Source organism: Mycoplasma aquilae ATCC BAA-1896, assembly GCF_048074525.1.
Classification (GTDB): Bacteria; Bacillota_I; Bacilli_A; order Mycoplasmatales; family Metamycoplasmataceae; genus Mycoplasmopsis; species Mycoplasmopsis aquilae.
The window spans coordinates 16,126-36,220 of record NZ_CP182208.1 but is presented as its reverse complement, the minus strand read 5'-3'; the positions used below and the strand labels follow the sequence as shown (position 1 = coordinate 36,220).

Sequence of the window (20,095 nt, the reverse complement as noted above, 5' to 3'; positions counted from 1 at the left end):
AAAGAGGTTAACATGAATAATAAACAAGAATTAATTACATTACAAGCTTCATTATTTATTTTACAAGCTAAAATTAAAAATTTTCATTGAAATATCAAAGGAGCTGACTTTTTTGAAATTCATGAGCAATTAGATAAATTATATGAAGATACCACTGAACAACTTGACGCAGTGGCAGAAAAATTATTAATGTTAGGATACAATGCCTTAGGTAGTTATCAAGAAGCAAATAAATACTCATTAATTAAAGAAATTGAATCAAAAGATTTTGTTTCAAATGAAATTTTTGCTTTTGTAGTAAATGACTTAAACACACTTCTTGAATATATTGGAAAAATGGATAATATTTCATATAGAGTTCAACCTTTACTAGATGAAATTGTTATTTACTTAGACACATGACACTGAAAATTTTTAAAATCAACTAAATAATAACTTAGCAGTCTATTTAATAGGCTGCTTTTTTCCTACGTTTCCACTTGGGCCAAATATAGTCACTTTTAGGTGGCTATATTTTTGAAAAAAATATAAATATTATGCTACTATGCTACTAAATGTGGTATAATATATTCATGAAAAAGAAGAACCTACATGAAATAAATTGAATAATTTCAAGATCTAAAAGACAAAAGGAACTTATATATCTGTTGGATATCAAAGCACAAACAAAACAGGATATGCTGTAAGATTCGGGATAGGATATGAAGAAGATTTTGATAAATACCAAGAAAATTCAGTCGAAAAAATAAAACAAATTATAAAAACTCTTCCTCTCTCAATGACAAAAGAAGAGGTTATTAATGAAATTAATAAAAGATCAAAAATAAAAGCCCCAAAATAAATGAGACATATGAAAAATTTGTTGGATTCGACTTAATTTCTCGATTAATTGATTATTTTGATATTTTTAAGGATTGTAAAACTACAAAATCAGTAAGTTTAAATGATGTTGTAAAGCAACAAATATATCAAAGAATTAAAAATCCACTAAGTTGTTTATGCTACGTACAAAAATGCAACTAAAGAAAAACAAGATTTTTATTCTAAAAATTCGTTTTATAGATCACTAGAATATATTGCTGATAACAAAAATCAAATACTTAAGCAATATAAATGAAACCATGAAAAATGAGTACAAAAGAGATGTAAGTATAGTTTGATTTGACTCAACAACAGCTTATTTTGAAACATTTAGTCGAGATGGTTATAAGAAACCAGGTTATTCAAAAGATGGAAAATTTAAAGAAGACCAAATCGTTATTGGACTCGCCACTGATAGTAATGGTATACCAGTGCACTACAAAGTTTTCCCCGGAAATACAGCTGATTCATCCACTTTTATTCCTTTTATACTTGAACTGCAAAAATATACAACATAACCACAGTTACTGTTATTGCTGATAAAGGAATGTCTGTAAATAAAAATATAAGATTTTTAGAAGATAAAAACTAAATTACATTATTTCATACAGAATGAAAAAAGGTTCAAAAGAATTCAAAGAATATGTTCTTAGCGAAAAGGATTACATTAATGAAAATGGACTCTTATATAAGAGCAGAGAGATAATATCTCTATACCGTAATGGAAGAAAAAATGGTCACACTAGAAAACAAATAATCACTTTTAGTGAAAAAAGAGCAAAAAAGACTATGAAGATAGAAAAATTCTTATTGATAACTTCAATAAGAAAGCTAAAAATGGAAAAGTGTCATATGAAGATATGGTTGGAGGAAAGAAATATCGTTTCTTTAAACCAACAGATAAGTCAGGTTTTTATGAATTAGACTATGATAAAGTCCTAGAAGATGAAAAATTCGATGGATTTTATGTTTACGAAACTAATAGAGTTGATCTTAAAGGAACTGAAATCGTTGAGCTATATGCAAAACAATGACAGGCTGAAGAAAACTTTAGAACATTAAAAGGTGCATTATCATTAAGACCAATGTATCTTTCTACATGAAAAAATATACAAGGATATATATGTTTATGTTTTCTTTCTTTAGTAATGTTAAAATTCCTTACCTATAAAATTAATGATTTTTTAGGTCTTGCTTAGAAGGATAAAATGACTACATCTAGAATCATTACTATGATTAATGATGTTAAACAAGTTGAACACTATTTTGACAAAAAACTTATAAATACAATCGAAATCAAAAACCCAGCCTTACAACAAAGCTGGGAAGACTACCAATTAATATTAAATATTTTTAATCATTTAAATATTAAATAAAGTTTCAAACCAACTACAGCATTCACTGTGGCTGGTTTATTTTATTATGCTACTGCTGGGAAACGTAGAGCAGAAAAATTATTAATGTTAGGATACAATGCCTAGGTAGTTATCAAGAAGCAAATAAATACTCATTAATTAAAGAAATTGAATCAAAAGATTTTGTTTCAAATGAAATTTTTGCTTTTGTAGTAAATGACTTAAACACACTTCTTGAATATATTGGAAAAATGGATAATATTTCATATAGAGTTCAACCTTTACTAGATGAAATTGTTATTTACTTAGACACATGACACTGAAAATTTTTAAAATCAACTAAATAATAACTTAGCAGTCTATTTAATAGGCTGCTTTTTTATATCAAGGATAAGAAAATGCACCTATTTGCTAGGTGCATCACATATACGTTTTATGATATGGAGAAACATATCCGAATAAAAAACTAACTTTTACATCCCTTAGGATCGTATATCCGCCAAAACTATAGAACGGATATACATTAATATAGTACATCAAAAATATAAAAATAATATTAAAAAATATATAAAAAAATTACTTTTTTATTTTGTAAACAAAAAAAGTACTTTTTTAGTGACGATTTTGGAAATGTGCTTTACGGTGTTTATATTCACGATTAACTTGTCTAAACATATCCTCTTCTTCAGAATATTGTTTACGTCCAAGTCTAGTATATCTTTCTGCTGCTTTATCGCTAATTAATTTATCAGCATGTAAAATTTCAAGATAATAATTTATTATTTCGTAATTAAAGAAATATTTATATTCACTATATAGTTGCATGATAACTTTCAATTCTTCAAAAAGCAAATTCTTTAGTAATTCTGGATATTGCATTTGTCTTGCATGTAAATTGAACTCATCTCTATCTACAACTTGTAATTCTTTATCAGGATAACATTTTACATCTAAATCATAATCTATAAATTTAATAGTATTATCTTCAAATATAGGTTTTGATGCCATATTAATGTAATAATATGGGCCTGAATCTTTTAATAATACAATCGCATTATACATTGCATCTTTAGGAATAAATCAAATGGCGTTTTCATTATATCTTCAGCCATTTACATCTTTTTCATATTCAGCAACTTTCGTATTTTTGAGGAATAATACTATATGTCGTTTATTATGAAACACTACTTTTGCTGAATTTCATTGGCGATATAAATAGCCATTATGTTTATAACCTTGGACATTTATCATTGAGCCAACTTTTAATTTACTAAAATCTCATTCCATTGTTATCCTCCTTTCTTTTACATAATTTAATTATAGCATTAGCGTCGGGTTTCCCACTTGATTGTAGTTTGATTATTTTTATTTTCAACCACATAATAATAATTTGGGTTATCTGCCCTTCGGGTAGTTACTCAACGATTAGTAGGAAGCGTTATTGGATGTTCCTTTACTAATTCATTATTCTCAACAATTCCATTTTTATTTAAATCATCTCAAAAGTATACAGTTCCTAATTCTCCTGGTACAATATAGTCTTTTGTAATGTAACTAATATATCCTTTTGCATAAATCCGGTTAGCTAATTGTGCTTGTCTTAATTCTCCATTTGCTTGAGTAGCATTTTCAATTCTAGCACCTTTGTCAAATGTTTGGTGTCCAAAGAAATTAAAAGTATCTAGATAAATAATATCACTATGAGCCACCACTTGTCCAGCTGGATTAACTATTGCAATACCAGTGTGACTTTTATCTTTTAAATATCCACTAAATTTTACCTTAGTAATATTTTTTTCATCTTTTTGTACTTGGGTATAGTTCTTTCCAACTCATTTTCATCCTGTGTTATCATAGTAAATTTGAGCTATTTCACTACCATATCCCATGGTGCTTAAAAACATTTGATAAAAATCATCTGATTTATTACTTTTTATTTTATTTGCTTGGCTAGAGCTGATTCAATCAAGGGTTTTGTATGAGTCAAGTGCAAAAGGTGAAGTTGGAATCATAATAGAACTTGACCCCTTAATTATTTTGGTAACTCAAGTCTTATTATATGGATCATAATAAGTTATTGGATTATTTGGATCAATATAACCTGAATTATCATTTATGTATCAGCCACTTCTTGATATAGTGTCAAAATTATTCATAAACACTTTACCATAGTCTTCTGCTATTGAACTTGGTCTAATCTCATATGAACTAGCTTTAGCATTATAGTTAAATTTTATGTTTCCAAAGAAACCTGAAGAAAATTCTTGATGATTTTTTTCAGCCAGCATAGCAGGATTTGGTTCAGCAATATTATAGTAAGATTCAAAAGCATATTTAAGGTATTCTCTTGGCACTAATTCAGTTAATGAGTAATAGTATCTTAAATCACCATTATTCAGAGCAAATTTTTCATCAGGTGAATATCAAAATCCTGATTTACTTTCAAGTTTTCTTTGTAATGCTAATGGGTCTTTTGGCGATCCTTGTCCATTATATAGTCCATTAGAGACATCTCAAAGGTCTTTTGGTGAAAAGTTTGTATATAATGCATCCGATATATCTTCTGCACCTGGCTGACCAAATCATCTATCCCTTAACAAGGCTAAGATTTCAGGCTTGATATAAGACTTTGCAGCCACATCATAATTTAATAAGTATCTAAAATTATCTGCAAAATATCCATTTCAATATTGTTCATTAGCTGATGAGAAGATTTTATCAAGCAAACTATCTTTTTTATTTTGATTAGGTTCATAATATTTAACTGTGACCATTTCTTTGTCTTGTATGTTTGCTACTGGGCCAGTTGCAATACCTGTTGGAATAACGTTATCTAAATTAGGAAGGGCAATCTCTGCATAATTATTAGCTCAATGATGCATATATTCATGGAATAAAGTCTGCATAATAGTAGCTACTCTATCATATAATGTCGCATTTGTTTCACACATAAATGCTCCATTAATATAAATGTTTTTGGTACTTGGAATATAAAGTCCATTAGCAGTTGCTGGAATAATAGCAAAATCATTAATATTAATCGCTTCTAAATCATAAATCTCTGGGCCAAATGTTACTTTACGCTTAAATTCATTTGCTAGATATGCTAATCCTCCTGGGCCAAGTAGGTATCTATTATTAGCAGGATTTTCTTTATCGACTTTATAAGCAAAATCTCTAAATTTAACCTTAGTGTAAGGATCTATATATTCCACATAAGTTCCTTCATCATTAGTTTTAGCATCTCAATTAATATCTCCAACGCTATTTACAAGTGCTAAAGCTTCTATTTTTTCTTTGTTAGTTAAGTTATCAAAAATCTTAACTTCATTTGGGCCAATTTTTAATAATTTAGGCTCTGCTTGTCAGGAAGGAGTCTCATAATGAGGCTTAATATTAATGGTTTCTTTTGGAGTATCATCATCGTTTTGCAATAAATAGCTAGCAGCAAAATAAGCGCTAGTTGCAATAGCACCTAACCCCATTAATATTCCAACTGATAAAATACTTCAGCCTATTATCTTTCTTTTCTTACTCATAATATTTATATTCTATTCTATTTTCATTTTTATACTAGTCTTATATTCTTGAACTCAAGTTGAAAATAAAAAAATGATATTTTTATTTTAAAGTTTAAAAATATCATTAATTTTAATATTCGAAAATAACTAGCAAAACATTTTTTCTAATAAAGCTTGCTTGAGATTGTTAAGTTTTTCGAGTTTTAGTTCTTGTGAAGATATTAAAGAGTCAAGGTTCGAGAAGAAGGCACCTATTTTTTGTTGTTCTAGAATACTTGTTGTTTTAATAAATTGATTTGAAAGATCTTTTTTTACTAAAGCTGCCATCATAGTTGCGGATTTAGTTGAATCTCTCAACACATTTCTCATAATGTTTTCATTATTAATATAGTATTTTCAGAAGTACAAGTCATACTCCTTCATTACTGGCTTAAAGACTTCGAAGACATGAGAAACAATACCTGACCCAATTGTATTGACTACAAATCTTCCATATCTATAGTTAGCTGATTTATGTCCTTCATATGCAATATCCCCTAGATGGAAGATATTGTAGCTTTTAAGATATTCTGTATTACTTATTTTTTGTTCATTCTTAAAGTACATATTAGCAACAGATATTATGTTCTTTTCTGTATATCTAATATTTATATTTTTTTCGTTGTTGCAATTATATAAGTCACTAAACTTATTTAATTTTCAAGGCTCATCAAATCCTTTAAATCTTATTTCTGGGAATTTTTGATTTTCTGAAGCAAACATTTTATTTAATAGCGATTGTTTTACTTCGTTCAGTTTTTTGAGTTTTAGTTCTTGAGTTCGAATAAGAGAGCCAAGGTTTGAAAAGAATTGACCTATTTTTTGTTGTTCAGCATAAATTGGGAAAGTTAAAAATACTTCAAGGAATTTATTTTTAGATATATTAAATCTGGAAATCCCTTGAGCTAATAAAATTATTTGTTTTCTAACCGATTGACTTCTAAAAAGGTATGCTGAAAAATCTATGTTTATGTTTTCAAGATTTTTAGGTCTAAGTCCAAAGCAAAAACTATTAAGATACACATTTTCAAGATTATAATTTCAAATGGAAGTCATCCCAACTTCCTCCGGTGTCTCTGATGAGCCAGTTACTAATATATCGCCCTTTATCAAATTATTTTGCTTAGAATGAACATTTACTTTCTCTAAATCATTTAGCTTTGCCATTGGATTAGAAAAAACATTTAAATATGTTACATAGTAATTTTCACCAACAGAAAAATCTTCTTTTGCAACATTAGTTAGCCCAGAAAATGTTGTTACTATTTTTTTTAATATCTCCTTAGTCCATTCTTCTTCAAACCCTTTAAACCTAATAGCTGGTACTAATTTTTCTTTTTGCATAAATCCTTCCATCTCTAGTATTCTTAACTTTAAAATAATTTTATCATAGCTAACTAATTAGTTACCTAAATGTGCAAATTTTGTACCTACATTAATAAATGTTTATTTTAAAATGAACTTTATTTCATTTAAATAAATGTAGGCTTATTTTATTCATTAATAAGGCTATTTATGAATATTTTGAAGAAAATGCAAAAATATTTATTACACATTTTACTATTATGCTACTACTGGGAAAAGGCTGCTTTTTTGTCTATATAACATAAATTAAAACTTGAATTTTTTGCAACTTTTTTTCCGCGAATTTACTGGTTTAGTACATTTTTTGTCAATTTTTGAGCAAAAACAAGTGTTTTGGAGGTGATTTTTGCCAAAAGGAACAAAAAAACATGCAAAAATTGTATTGATTTAAAATTTGATAGTGATAAAGAAACATTACGATACTGAGAGGAAATGCCTACATAGAATTTTTCTATGTAATTTTAAGTGCTTAAAAACAAAAGTCTCTATATTTTAGGAATAAAATAATTTTACCTATATTTAACTTGGAAAGGTAATTATAATTTAACATTATGCTACTGCTGGGAAAGAGCGCTTTTTTGTCTATATAACATAAATTAAAACTTGATTTTTTGCAACTTTTTTTCCGTGAATTTGTTGGTGTATGCTATTTTTTGTCATTTTTTAGGCAAAAATAAGTGTTTTGCAGGTGATTTTTACCAAAAGTAGCTAAAAAACATGCAAAAATTGTATTGATTTAAAATTTGATAGTGATAAAGAAACATTATGATACTGAGAGGAAATGCCTACATAGAATTTTTCTATGTAATTTTAAGTGCTTAAAAACAAAAGTCTCTATATTTTAGGAATAAAATAATTTTACCTATATTTAACTTGGAAAGGTAATTATAATTTAACATTATGATACTGCTGGGAAAGGGTGCTTTTTTGTCTATATAACATAAATTAAAACTTCAATTTTTTGCAACTTTTTTTCTAAGAATTTGTTGGTTTATGCTATTTTTTGTCAATTTTTGGACAAAAACAATCGTTTTTAAGACACTTTACAATGAAATCACCAAAAAAACATGCAAAAATTGTATTGATTTAAAATTTGATAGTGATTAAGAAACATTATGCTACTGCTGGGAAAGGTATAACTTATTATTATTTCTATTCTTTTCTTTTGAAAATAATTGGTTTCGAAGTTTTATGACTATAAAAAGCAAATAGCTCTATAATATAGGATTATCCGTTTTTTGAAGTGTTAAATTACTTGTACAAAATTGTGGATACTCACTCGTATATATAATAATTTAAAGTCATAAAACACCTATTAAATCATTGAACGAAAAAATTCATCAGCTATAGTAAGCATCCTGTTCTGTGTGCATTTAGTTTATTTGTTATTACATAACATAAATTAAAACTTCAATTTTTTGCAACTTTTTTTCTAAGAATTTACTGGTTTAGTACATTTTTTGTCAATTTTTGGGCAAAAATAAGTGTTTTGCAGAGATTTTTACCAAAAGTAGCTAAAAAACATGCAAAAATTGTATTGATTTAAAATTTGATAGTAATTAATAAACATTATGCTACTGATGGGAAAGACTTACATAGAATTTTTCTATGTAATTTTAAGTGCGTAAAAACAAAAGTCTCTGTATTTTAGGAATAAAAGAATTTTACCTATATTTAACTTGGAAAGGTAATTATAATTTAACATTATGCTACTGCTGGGAAAGAGCGCTTTTTTGTCTATATAACATAAATTAAAACTTGATTTTTTGCAACTTTTTTTCCGTGAATTTATTGGTTTATGCTATTTTTGTCAATTTTTAGCCAAAAATAAGTGTTTTGAAGTTGATTTTTGCCAAAAGCAGCAAAAAAACATGCAAAAATTGTAATGATTTAAAATTTCATAGTAATTAATAAACATTATGCTACGCTGAGAAATGTCTGCATAGAATTTTTCTATGTAATTTTAAGTATGCAAAAAACAAAAGTCTCTATATTTTAGGAATAAAAGAATTTTACCTATATTTAACTTGGAAAGGTAATTATAATTTATCATTATGATACTGCTGGGAAAGGTATACCTTATCATTATTCCTGTTCGTTTCTTTTAAAAATATTAGCTTTCGGGGTTTTATGATTATGAAAAGCAAATAGTTCTATAATATAGAGCCATTCGTATTTTGAAGTGATAAATTACTTGTACAAAATTGTGGATACTCACTCGTATATATAATAATTTAAAGTCATAAAACACCTATTAAATCATTGAACGAAAAAATTCATCAGCTATAGTAAGCATCCTGTTCTGTGTGCATTTAGTTTATTTGTTATTACATAATATAAATTAAAACTTCAATTTTTTGCAACTTTTTTTCTAAGAATTTGTTGGTTTATACTATTTTTTGTCGATTTTTGTGCAAAAACAATCATTTTTAAGGCACTTTACAATGAAACCACCAAAAAACATGCAAAAATTGTATTGATTTAAAATTTGATAGTAATTAAGAAACATTATGCTACTGCTGGGAAATATCTACATAGAATTTTTCTATGTAATTTTAGGTGCATCAAAATTAAAGCACCTATATTGTAGGCCTAAAATACTCTCAATATATCTAACTTGGAAAGATTGCTACATTAATACATTATGCTGCTAACTGGGAAAAGCCTTACAAGAGCATGTATTTTTTCATCTAAACCTAGTATTTATATTTACCTTTTATAAAAATTATCTTTTATTACTAAGAAGTGATAATTTGTTCCACATTATTTCCACAAAAATGTGGAAATTTGTGGAAAGGTAGTCAAATTTAATATATCCTGTTTCAATTAGGATTATAATAAAGATGAACAAACGGAGGTATTTATGTACAAATACAAAGCAAAACTATTATCAAATGATGAAATTATTGCTCAAGCTAATACAATCGAAGAATTAGAAGGGCAAATCAAAGGATTCCGCCGTGGACAAAAACATGGTTTACACACAAAAGCTAATGAAAAAATTGAAATTATACGTGTTGAAAGAAACCATTTAGAAGGAAAAGAAGCTTCGAAAGAAGTTGTCTTAAAAGTTGTATAAAAAATAAATTTAAAAATGAGGGGTCTCCTCATTTTTATATTATTTTATTTGATTCTTTAAAGAAAAAAGCGGAGATGATAAAGGGATTTCTAACATAGTTGTTGAATCATTGAAAGAAGTTGCACTTTGTACCTCGAATTCTAAAACATAATTTCATGTAAAGCTAATTTTTGAATTGTCTGAGTTTATGTATTGAATTTCAAAATTTGAAAGGCTTGTGGTTTTTAAAACTATTCGGCTAATTTTGAATAAGTTGCCATTTAATAACCCTTCTTCAGGTTTTGTATTTCAATCTTGAAGAGGTTTGTAATCAAAATTGAGTTTAATGTAATTATTAGAATTTAGTTCTAATATTTCTTCTCCATTTTGCGTGACTTGGCGAGCTATTATATAATTATCGCCTCCAACAGGGCCTAAATATTTCATTAATTCATTTTGATCAGAAATTTTAAATGTGCTTACTTCTTTTTCTGGTAAAGAAGTAATAGTTGTTACTAAATCTCTATATCACTTTCTATCAATAAATTTGAAGCTGTCAGGTACTATATAAAAATTTTTTTTGATATACTCTGAGCTTATTTTATTAAATCCTGTAATTTTAAATTCTCTGTTTCCATATGTAATTACCTCACTACCATTATCAGCATCATATTTTAATGAAACTATAACAAATAATTCACCTGTTAAGTCATTTGGATAATATTTACATTCAAATTGAATTGGCTGTCCATTTCACATTTCAAATTTAGGATCAATTTCAAAAAAGTGTGTTCAATAATTTACACCTTGTGCATTTTTAGCTGCAAAAAAGGAAGGGTAATAATTATGATCAATGTTATCAATTAATTTAACATGATTATTTAAAACGTAAGATAAATATTCTTGTGTAGAATAATTTAATCCTGCTAAATTGTCATATGTTCTGCTATATACACTTATACTTCCAATTGGAGTTATTTCTCCATTTGACATAGATTGTGGTAAGTAAGATATTGAAATAAAGGCATTAAATTTTGTACCATTTTTGCTAATGTTAAAAGTGTTAATTTTGAAACTTGAATTTGTTAAAACATTTATTATTTTACTATTTAATAAAAGTTCTAAATTCTTTAAATAAGAAATAACTTCATCAGCTTTTTTATTTAGTAAAAAGTCAGGATTTTTTTGTTCTGACATTAATTTTTCTAAATTTCATTCAATTTTTAATGAGCCTAAATCTGTTTCACCAATCACATACAAATGACTTATATGTAATGTCACGTTGTCTAATCTTTTTCCTTTGTATGTTCCTTTTAGAGTGAAATCTAACGTTCCTTTTTTATCATTAAACTCCACAACCTTTACATTTTGTAATTTATAGTCTTCGTTTTCAAATAATTTTCCATTTATTTTTTCAAACACTTGACTAGCAGTCATATTACTATTAATATCTAATAACGGAATTATAGTTTTATAAGCATTGATACTTATTCCATTAACTGTTCCACCTAATGTATTATCATCGGTTGCAACAGGTTTTGATGGTTCTGGTTGAGTTTGAGGATCCGGATTTAGTGGAGTAGGTTGAATTGGTTCTATTGGTTGTGCAGGTGGCACGATTGGTTTGCTTGGAATATCTCCAGTCGTGCTAGGTGGTGTAGCTGGCTTAGGTTGAGGATTTTTACTCTCTTCTATTTTTGCTCCACAAGTTGCTGCCATCATAGGTAATGTTGCAGCTAAAAGTGTTCCTAGCAATGTTAATGTTTTTATTCTTTTCATTGAATCTCCTTTATTGATTTGTATATTTTATATAAAAAAGTGAATTTTCAAAATAAAAATGTCCCAAAAAGGAACATTTTACATTATCAAATTTTAATTCTCTTTTCTGGAGCTAAGTACATCTTGTCAGATTCTTGAATTTTGTATGTGTCTGCAAATAAATCAAGATTCATCATTAAGACATTACCTCTTTCCTTAGCTGGTGAGTGAACATCTGTTTCAAGTAATCTTCTTGCGTATCCTTCTCCTGCTTTTAGCCTTCAAACTCTAGCTCAGTTTTCGAAGAATTTTTCTGGTGAAAAATCAGGTTCTTTTTGAGCAGCTTCTAAGGCGCAAGCAACTCCACCTATATCAGCTATATTTTCAGATACGGTTAGTTTACCATTTACTTTACCATATGGTGTCATACGTGTATCATATAAATCAATAACAGCTTGAGTCTTTTCAGCAAATTTAGCTCTATCATGATCAGTTCATCAATTTACCATTGATCCATTTTCATCAAATTGAGCACCGTTATTGTCAAAAGCATGTGAAATTTCGTGTGCTATAACTGCTCCAATTCCACCAAAGTTTGCTGATGAAGATTGATTTATGTCATAGTATGGAGCTTGCAAGATAGCAGCTGGAAAGACAATATGATTTCCAAATGGGTTAAAGTAAGCATTAATTGTATCAGGTGACATTCCTCAGTATTTAGGATTTACATGTTCTAAATATTGAGACATTTCATATTCATACATTATTTGATCAAATGCAAGAATATTTTCAAATACATTTGAACCTTCTTCATAAGTTTTTACAATAAACTTAGCATAAATTGGTTTGATTTCTTCTGGATATCCAACCATAACACCTAGTTTAGAAAGTTTTAAAATTGCTTTGTCTTTAGTTGCTTGAGTTAATCATGTATTTTCTTCGAGACGTTTTTTATAAACATCAATCATGCTTGCAACCATACGTTCAACATCTTTTTTGGCCTTTTCTCCAAAATATTCTTTAGCATAATACATACCAAGAGGCATACCAAAGTATTTTGTAGCAACATCATAAGCGTATAATTCTAAATCACGAGGTTTTGCAATTGAGTAAAGAACATTTTTAAAGTGTGAAGCTTTAAATCTTATCTCTTCTGACATAAATCCAGCTGCATATATTAAGTTTTTAATAAATAATAAAGCTTTATATGCTTCAAAGTTAGCATCAGTATAAATTTTGTCTATATTTTCTATAAATCTTGGGTTTGAACATGAAATTTCTTTAACTTCTTTTTTAACTAATTCTTGTGCAATTTTTTCAATATCAAAAGTTTTAACTGTTTCTTTATATCAAGCAATGTCCTTTAAATTGTATAAAGAAGTATAATCAGCTTTTTCTTCATTTGAAAGAACAAATTCTACTAAAAAGTTGTCAAATTCAAGAGCTTGTGCGACTAATTTATTAGCTTCTTCAGTGGTTTTACCGTATGAAACTAATAAGTCAAATGACATTTCTTTTCAGGCTGTTAAAAGTTTTTCTTTTTGTACTGGATTTCCATAAGTTTCTTTAGAACCTAAAATTAGTCTTGGGTCATCCATTCATAAAATATATTTTTTATTATCGATAAAATCTTCACCAATACCAAATGGTAAAGGTAATGAAGAATATTGCTTATCAAATTCAAAATAATTTTTAGCTAAATCTTGAAAACTTGTTAGTTTTTCAATTTTATCCAAGTGTTTTCTAGCTGGTTCTCACCCTAATTGGGTTCTTTTATCAGTATTGATTAACATTTGATATAGTTTTACATATTCATGAATCATTTTATCAGCTGGTAAAGCTTTTTTTCCAGCAGCTCATTCTGCTGTTAATCCTTTTAATAATTTTTCAATCTTAATATCTAATTCACCGAAACAAGAAATTGAAGCACGATCTGCTGGAATTTCTGTATCTCTTAATCATTCAAAGTTGACATATTCATAAAAGTCATCTTGTAATCTAGGTTTATTCATTTTGTCTCCTTGTTTTTAATAATAATATTTAAATTATACTTTACTTTATTACTATTGGTTCTCTTTATTTTTGCTCTTCAAGAATTTATTTATTTAAAAAATAGAACATTTTTTAAATTATTATGAATATAAAATGCATAGATTAAGCCCTTTAAACTAGTAATATTTTTCTAAAAATACAAAATTACCACTTTTATAATAATGCTATAATTCTAATAATCTTTAGATAAAGATTAATTATTTGCAAATAAGACAAAATCTTAAATTTAAAAAGGAGACAAATATGTCAGCAATTACAAAAATTCATGCACGTGAAATTTTAGACTCACGTGGAAACCCAACAGTTGAAGTTGAAGTATTCACAGAATTTGGTGGATACGGAATCGCTAAAGTTCCATCAGGTGCTTCAACAGGTTCACGTGAAGCTCTTGAATTAAGAGACAAAGGATCAGAATTTGAAGGTAACTGATTCGGTGGTAAAGGTGTTATGTTAGCTGTTAACCACGTTAACAACGACATCGTTCCTCATATCTTAGGAATGGAAGTTACAGACCAACGTAAAATCGACATGAAAATGATCGAATTAGATGGTACAGAAAACAAATCTAAATTTGGTGCTAACGCTATCTTAGGAGTTTCTCTTGCTGTTGCTAGAGCTGCTGCTAATGAATTACAAATCCCTCTATACAAATACTTAGGTGGATTCAACGCACACGAATTACCAGTTCCAATGTTAAATGTTATTAACGGTGGAGAACACGCTTCAAACACAATCGACTTCCAAGAATTCATGATTATGCCAGTTGGTGCTAAATCATTCAGAGAAGCTTTACAAATGGCTAACTTTGTATTCCACAACTTAGCTAAATTACTTAAAAAACACGGACACGGTGTTCAAGTTGGTGATGAAGGTGGATTTGCTCCTAACTTCAAATCACACGAAGAAGCTTTAGACTTCTTAGTAGAAGCTATTAAAGCAGCTGGATACACACCTGCTAAAGAAGGTGAAAACGCAGTTGCTATCGCTATGGACTGTGCTTCATCAGAATTATATGCTGATGGTGTTTACACATTCAAGAAATTAAAAGCAGCTATTGAAGCTAAAAAACCAGGATTTGAACACTTAGAAGATGTTAAATTATCATACACATCAGATGAAATGGCTGAATACTTAAAATCACTTGTTGCTAAATACCCAATCATCTCAATCGAAGATGGATTTGCAGAAAGTGACTGAGCAGGATTCAAGAAATTTACAGCTGAAATGGGTGATAAATTACAAATCGTTGGTGACGACTTAACAGTTACAAACACAGCTATTCTAAAACGTGCTATTGAAGAAAAATCAATGAACTCAATCTTAATCAAAATTAACCAAATTGGTTCAATTACAGAAACATTTGACGCTATCCAAATGGCTCAAAAAGCAAACATGACAGCAGTTGTTTCACACCGTTCAGGTGAAACAGAAGATACATCAATCGCTGATATTGCTGTTGCTATGAACTCAGGACAAATTAAGACAGGTTCATTATCACGTACAGACAGAATCGCAAAATACAATCGTTTATTAGCTATTGAAGAAGAACTTGGTTCATCAGCTGAATTCAAGGGAATCAAAGCTTTCTACAACATCGTTAAATAATTTATTCAACAAATAATTACGTTCCATTATATGGAGCGTTTTTATTATCTTTTACTCTATAACATAGGAATAAAGATAATAAAAAGCTCAAGGATATATGCCTTGAACTAACTATTTTCATTTAAGCGAAAGAAAAAAGCACTATTGTGCATCCTTTTGCTCATTCTTGCTCTTGCTTCATTTTCTTTCTTCACCTTTTAATAGGCGTTGAACGTTACCTCTATGTGTAAATAGGATAAGTGCAACAGCACCTAAATATATGAATCCAGTATAAATAGAAGCATAGTTAACAACATATGTTCCAATGTAATGTATAAATCCTCTTTGATCTGGGGCAATTAGTTGTAAATCAATTGTTTTGGTTCATCCAAGTCATTGATAATTTGTCGCTCATGCTATAACACTATTGCTCATTCATGGAACAAATACAAATGGAATTAATAATACAGCTGCACTCATACTTGCAAGTGAAATATATTTCTTTCAGAATGCTACTGTAAAGAATATTACAGCTGCAATAGGTAATAATACAATGTTATAACTAATTATTAACCCAATGCTGCAAGCTACTCCTTTTCCACCCTTAAAACCAAAAAAGACTGGGAAACAGTGGCCAAGCACAACTCCTAAACCAGCTAGCATTGGTACAGCGATAATTGCTTGGTATTGTTGAAATGACATTTGATTTACCGGTCCTCTTGAAGAGACTTGAGGAGCAGCATTTACTCAATAAGCAATTCCTGTGGCTATTGCAACAGCTGCAATGGTTTTGAAAACATCTATGAGCAAGATTAAAACACCAACTTTTATTCCAAAAACTCTAGATGAATTTGTGGCTCCAGCATTTTGTGAATGTTGCTCACGCACATCTTTCTTTAAAAACTTACTAAATATGATTGAAGTATTTAGCGAACCAATTAAATATCCCATTACTAAAAAAGCTATATTTAGGACTACAGTGGTAAAAACTACAATATTATAATTTCCGTTCATATTCACCTTTCTATAATTAATATATTAATTATAGTAATTTTCTATATATATTATAATTTAAATATGAACAAAAAATATGATATTAAAATAGTACAGTTACCAGACCCTGTACTTAGAAAAAGATCTCATGATGTTCCAATTCCTCTTACAGATGAGGATATTGATTTAGCAGAGAGAATGATCTATCACATTGATGATTCTCAAACTGAAGGAACACAATTCCGTCCAGGAGTTGGTGTTGCTGCTGTTCAATACGGAATATTAAAAAATGTATTCTATGTTTTTGTCCAAGACGATAAGGGTAATGTCTTATTTAAAGATGTTTTATTTAACCCTCGTGTTGTGGCAAAAAGCAATAAAAAAATAGCCCTAGATGAAGGAGAGGGTTGTTTATCAGTTGATGAATCATGGCCAAACCAAGAAGGTTATGTACATCGCTCAGATCGTGTTGTAGTCGATGCTTACAGCTACTACAATAGAAAATGATTACGTTATGAAGTATCAGGTTACATTGCGATTGTTTTTCAACACGAATTAGACCACTTAGATGGTCACTTATTTATTGATCGCATTTCTCGTAAAGATCCTTGAAAAAAATTACCTAAGGCTAAATATCTATAATGAACTCATTACTTGAAGCTGCTGCTAGTGCCTCAGCACAATCAGCACCTAATTCAACCACAGGAATACAGCAATTAGATGATATTGTTAAAACTTTAAAAAATATCACAAACTCAGTTGGTAATGCTGGAGTTTGACTCCCAATTGTAATTATTGTTTTAATTACATTAGCATTCTTAATTGGATTTTGATTCAATTACAAATGATCTATCTTTAAAGTAGTTGCAATTGTTTTAACAATGATTATTTCTGCTGTTGTTTATAAATATGGATCAGATCTTGTACATTCACAATTAAAAGATCAAAAAGAAGTCGATCAAATTATTAGGTCAGGACTACCATTTGCCTTGACTGTTTTAGCAATGATAATTTACTTATCTCTTAGAGGATTCTTCTTTGTTATTACCTTTATTATTCACCTATGTACAATTAATAAACGCAAGAATAAGAAAAGAAAAAGAATCGAATCTGGTAAAAGAGGAAACAGAATTTGAACTAGATTTTTATTTGGTACCACCAATGCTATTTTAACTTTACCAGGAACACTTTTACTTTCAAACATTGTAACTACAGCTATGGTTAATGATACTTCAACCTCTAAAGCTACAACTTTTGGTGTTAAATTAATGACAGCTGGTAAAGGTGCTTCACTTTCAGGAATAGGAGTAGGGGCTGTTTCGCTTCTTGAACTATTCCAAAAAGGATCAAAATTATTTGAAACACTTCAAAATCCTGAAAGTAAATGAACTAAAGAACAGTTTAATGAAATTGTCGATACATTGCACTCTTCAGCTGCTTTATTAAATAATCCAGATGTTATAAAAGTTATAGCTCAAGCAGCAAAAGAAATAGCTACTGATAAAGCTTCAGCAATAGCTCATGAATCAGGTGCTCTTGATTATATTGATAAAATTAAACGTAATCTAAGAGAAGAAAATCCATTATTTGATACATTATCAGCACAAGAACAATCTAAACAAGTAACAGACTATGCTATAAAGGAAATTAAATCAATTGAGAACTATGAAAATTTAGGTGTTAATAAAGATGTTGTTGCTTATTTAAATGTTACTAAATATGTAATTTCATCAGTATCTCCTGATACTAGAAAAGCACTTGCACATATTCTTGCTGAAACACTTAATGCAGATAAAAATATTAAATCACAAATCAACACAGAAGCATTTGTTAACGCTTTATTTGACAGCTTATCAAAATTTACAATTTCTAAGAATCAAGATAAAAAAGATGTAGAACCAGAATCTCAACCAACTACAAACACAAACAATAGTAATCAACCAGCTATAACAAGCAATTAGGAGAATGTGATTTATGAATTATTCACAAAATAACAGTGATTTACAACAAATCACTACTCAAGTACCACAAACGCTTGAAACTACTGTGGAAGCACAAGTTGCTTCAGATCCACAAAGAATCATTGCAACACCTGTTTATAATGTAATTAGAAGAGAAAAACGCTTAACTATAATGCAATTTCTTTTCTGGTTTACTTTATTTCTAGTTTCAATAGCAGGTATATTAACAAACTATTTCCTAAATACTAGAGTTGATAAAAACCAAGGTATTGCTTGATACGTATTAGTTGGTATTGTCTTTTTGGTTTCTTTAAGCTTATTTGCAAAAGCTCTAACTAAGAATAAAGCTTGAAGACGCACAGAACAAATGTGTCGTGATAACTACCGCAATGGAAATTTAGCTGCTGTAACAGTTATTTCTGATACTTATCGTGCTATTCGTTTTAAATTATTACGTTTATCATGATTATTTGCTTTCTTCATGACTTATTTTGCTCTCTTTAATGGTGTTATCTTGTTACTTTTAAACCTATGAGATGGGCATTGAGTACTCAATATTGATAAAGCAAACTTAAAACTCAATCTTGATTTAGATTGAGAAAAAATTCTTAATGGTGCCTTTGGTAATGTACATGTATTACTTTATGTAGACTTAGCAGTCGCAATTGGATTTACAGTACTATTTGTACTAATGGTTATGTATGATCGCAAACGTTACATTGAAGCTTCTACCTTTCTTGGAACTGATGCCACAGCTATTAAGAATGCAGTTAACGCAGAACTTAAAAGTGAAAACAAAGCTTGAATTAAAGCTTATATCATTGTCTTTATTATAGTAGTCTTATTACCATTAGCGTTACTATGCTACTTGATTTGAAAAGGTGTCCTAAAAAGAGGTAAGAAATAATGAAACTAAAATTACTAGTTATAATAGAAGATAAATTTAACGATGTTGAATTGACATCAACTCTATCAGTGCTTAAAGCAGCTGACGTAATTGAGTCAATAACTTACTATGCTCCTGAAATTTCATCAGCTACAGGTCAATTTGACTTAGCTCATGTAGATAATATAGTTCATCAATATAATCTTGAAGACTATAATGCTATCTTTATTCCAGGTGGAAAAGGTTGTCAAACTTTAAGAAACAATCCAACTTCACTTGCTGTTATTAAAGAATTTTATCAAGCAAATAAATACTTATTTGCTATCTGTGATGCTCCAAATGTTTTAATGGAGGCTAAAATTTTACCTCCTTACATCCACTATTCTTCATATCCATCTCAATGAAGCCTTCCAACACGTGGAAGCAATCGCTCAGATGAAATGACTAGTTGTGATGGTAAAATCATTACAGGTAAAAACGCCTTTGCAGCTCCAGAATTAGGGCTTAGAATTATTCATGAACTATTTAGTGAAGAATTATCATTACGTACCTACATTAAAATTAATGGAGATCAATACTAAATATATTTCTGCCTTCGGGCAGATTTTTTTATGCCTGTAAACAAGTTATAAAAAAATCGCTATTACTAGCGACTTAATTAC

General features: G+C 28.9%; 13 protein-coding genes and 1 pseudogene. 8 read left to right on the top strand and 6 right to left on the bottom strand.

Features of this window, described 5'->3' with window-relative positions; translation table 4 throughout:
- The first annotated feature begins 12 nt into the window (after positions 1–12).
- Both ACM0IS_RS00155 and ACM0IS_RS00150 read left to right on the top strand, forming a co-directional pair.
- The gene (locus tag ACM0IS_RS00155) at positions 13–432 is read left to right on the top strand and encodes a Dps family protein (protein ID WP_416756250.1); all 420 of its coding nucleotides are present in this window, start codon (positions 13–15) and stop codon (positions 430–432) included.
- Between the two features lie 208 nt (positions 433–640).
- Positions 641–2,237, top strand: a pseudogene (locus ACM0IS_RS00150) (IS1634 family transposase).
- A 591-nt stretch (positions 2,238–2,828) separates the two neighbouring features.
- Here the strand turns inward: ACM0IS_RS00150 and ACM0IS_RS00145 are convergent.
- The 3 genes from ACM0IS_RS00145 to ACM0IS_RS00135 form a co-directional block, all read right to left on the bottom strand.
- The gene (locus tag ACM0IS_RS00145; RefSeq protein ID WP_416756248.1) at positions 2,829–3,503 is read right to left on the bottom strand and encodes a DUF402 domain-containing protein; all 675 of its coding nucleotides are present in this window, start codon (positions 3,501–3,503) and stop codon (positions 2,829–2,831) included.
- A 38-nt stretch (positions 3,504–3,541) separates the two neighbouring features.
- Positions 3,542–5,755 (bottom strand): MYPU_1760 family metalloprotease, encoded by a 2,214-nt coding sequence (locus tag ACM0IS_RS00140; protein ID WP_416756247.1) that lies wholly within the window; start codon positions 5,753–5,755, stop codon positions 3,542–3,544.
- A 129-nt stretch (positions 5,756–5,884) separates the two neighbouring features.
- The gene (locus ACM0IS_RS00135) at positions 5,885–7,120 is read right to left on the bottom strand and encodes a restriction endonuclease subunit S (RefSeq protein ID WP_416756245.1); all 1,236 of its coding nucleotides are present in this window, start codon (positions 7,118–7,120) and stop codon (positions 5,885–5,887) included.
- A 2,884-nt stretch (positions 7,121–10,004) separates the two neighbouring features.
- Between ACM0IS_RS00135 and ACM0IS_RS00130 the strand changes: the two genes are divergently transcribed.
- Positions 10,005–10,220 carry an MAG6790 family protein gene (locus tag ACM0IS_RS00130; protein ID WP_416754574.1) on the top strand — a complete coding sequence of 72 codons (216 nt, stop codon included), beginning with the start codon at positions 10,005–10,007 and terminating at the stop codon, positions 10,218–10,220.
- A gap of 39 nt (positions 10,221–10,259) precedes the next feature.
- Here ACM0IS_RS00130 and ACM0IS_RS00125 read toward each other — a convergent pair whose 3' ends face one another.
- Together ACM0IS_RS00125 and ACM0IS_RS00120 are read right to left on the bottom strand one after the other, a co-directional pair.
- Positions 10,260–11,978, bottom strand: a complete 1,719-nt coding sequence (locus ACM0IS_RS00125) for a lipoprotein 17-related variable surface protein (protein ID WP_416756244.1) — start codon at positions 11,976–11,978, stop codon at positions 10,260–10,262.
- An 83-nt stretch (positions 11,979–12,061) separates the two neighbouring features.
- On the bottom strand, positions 12,062–13,969 hold the full coding sequence (locus tag ACM0IS_RS00120; RefSeq protein WP_416756242.1) for a M13 family metallopeptidase: 1,908 nt from the start codon (positions 13,967–13,969) through the stop codon (positions 12,062–12,064).
- A 283-nt stretch (positions 13,970–14,252) separates the two neighbouring features.
- On the opposite strand from ACM0IS_RS00120, the gene eno reads away from it, so the two are divergent.
- Complete coding sequence (eno, locus tag ACM0IS_RS00115; RefSeq protein WP_416754567.1) at positions 14,253–15,614, top strand: phosphopyruvate hydratase; 1,362 nt, start codon at positions 14,253–14,255, stop codon at positions 15,612–15,614.
- A 141-nt stretch (positions 15,615–15,755) separates the two neighbouring features.
- Here eno and plsY read toward each other — a convergent pair whose 3' ends face one another.
- Positions 15,756–16,607: a glycerol-3-phosphate 1-O-acyltransferase PlsY gene (plsY, locus tag ACM0IS_RS00110; protein WP_416756240.1), complete on the bottom strand. Its 852-nt coding sequence runs from the start codon at positions 16,605–16,607 to the stop codon at positions 15,756–15,758.
- Between the two features lie 63 nt (positions 16,608–16,670).
- On the opposite strand from plsY, the gene def reads away from it, so the two are divergent.
- The 4 genes from def to ACM0IS_RS00090 are packed head-to-tail and all read left to right on the top strand — an operon-like array spanning position 16,671 to position 20,014.
- Complete coding sequence (gene def, locus ACM0IS_RS00105; protein ID WP_416756238.1) at positions 16,671–17,228, top strand: peptide deformylase; 558 nt, start codon at positions 16,671–16,673, stop codon at positions 17,226–17,228.
- Complete coding sequence (locus ACM0IS_RS00100; RefSeq protein ID WP_416756237.1) at positions 17,228–18,547, top strand: hypothetical protein; 1,320 nt, start codon at positions 17,228–17,230, stop codon at positions 18,545–18,547. Before def ends, ACM0IS_RS00100 begins: the two co-directional genes overlap by 1 nt.
- Before the next feature lie 13 nt (positions 18,548–18,560).
- Positions 18,561–19,454, top strand: coding sequence for an MSC_0882 family membrane protein (locus ACM0IS_RS00095; protein ID WP_416756236.1), 894 nt, complete (start codon positions 18,561–18,563; stop codon positions 19,452–19,454).
- The gene (locus ACM0IS_RS00090) at positions 19,454–20,014 is read left to right on the top strand and encodes a DJ-1/PfpI family protein (RefSeq protein WP_416755425.1); all 561 of its coding nucleotides are present in this window, start codon (positions 19,454–19,456) and stop codon (positions 20,012–20,014) included. The genes ACM0IS_RS00095 and ACM0IS_RS00090 overlap by 1 nt, the downstream gene beginning before the upstream one ends.
- Positions 20,015–20,095 lie beyond the last annotated feature (81 nt).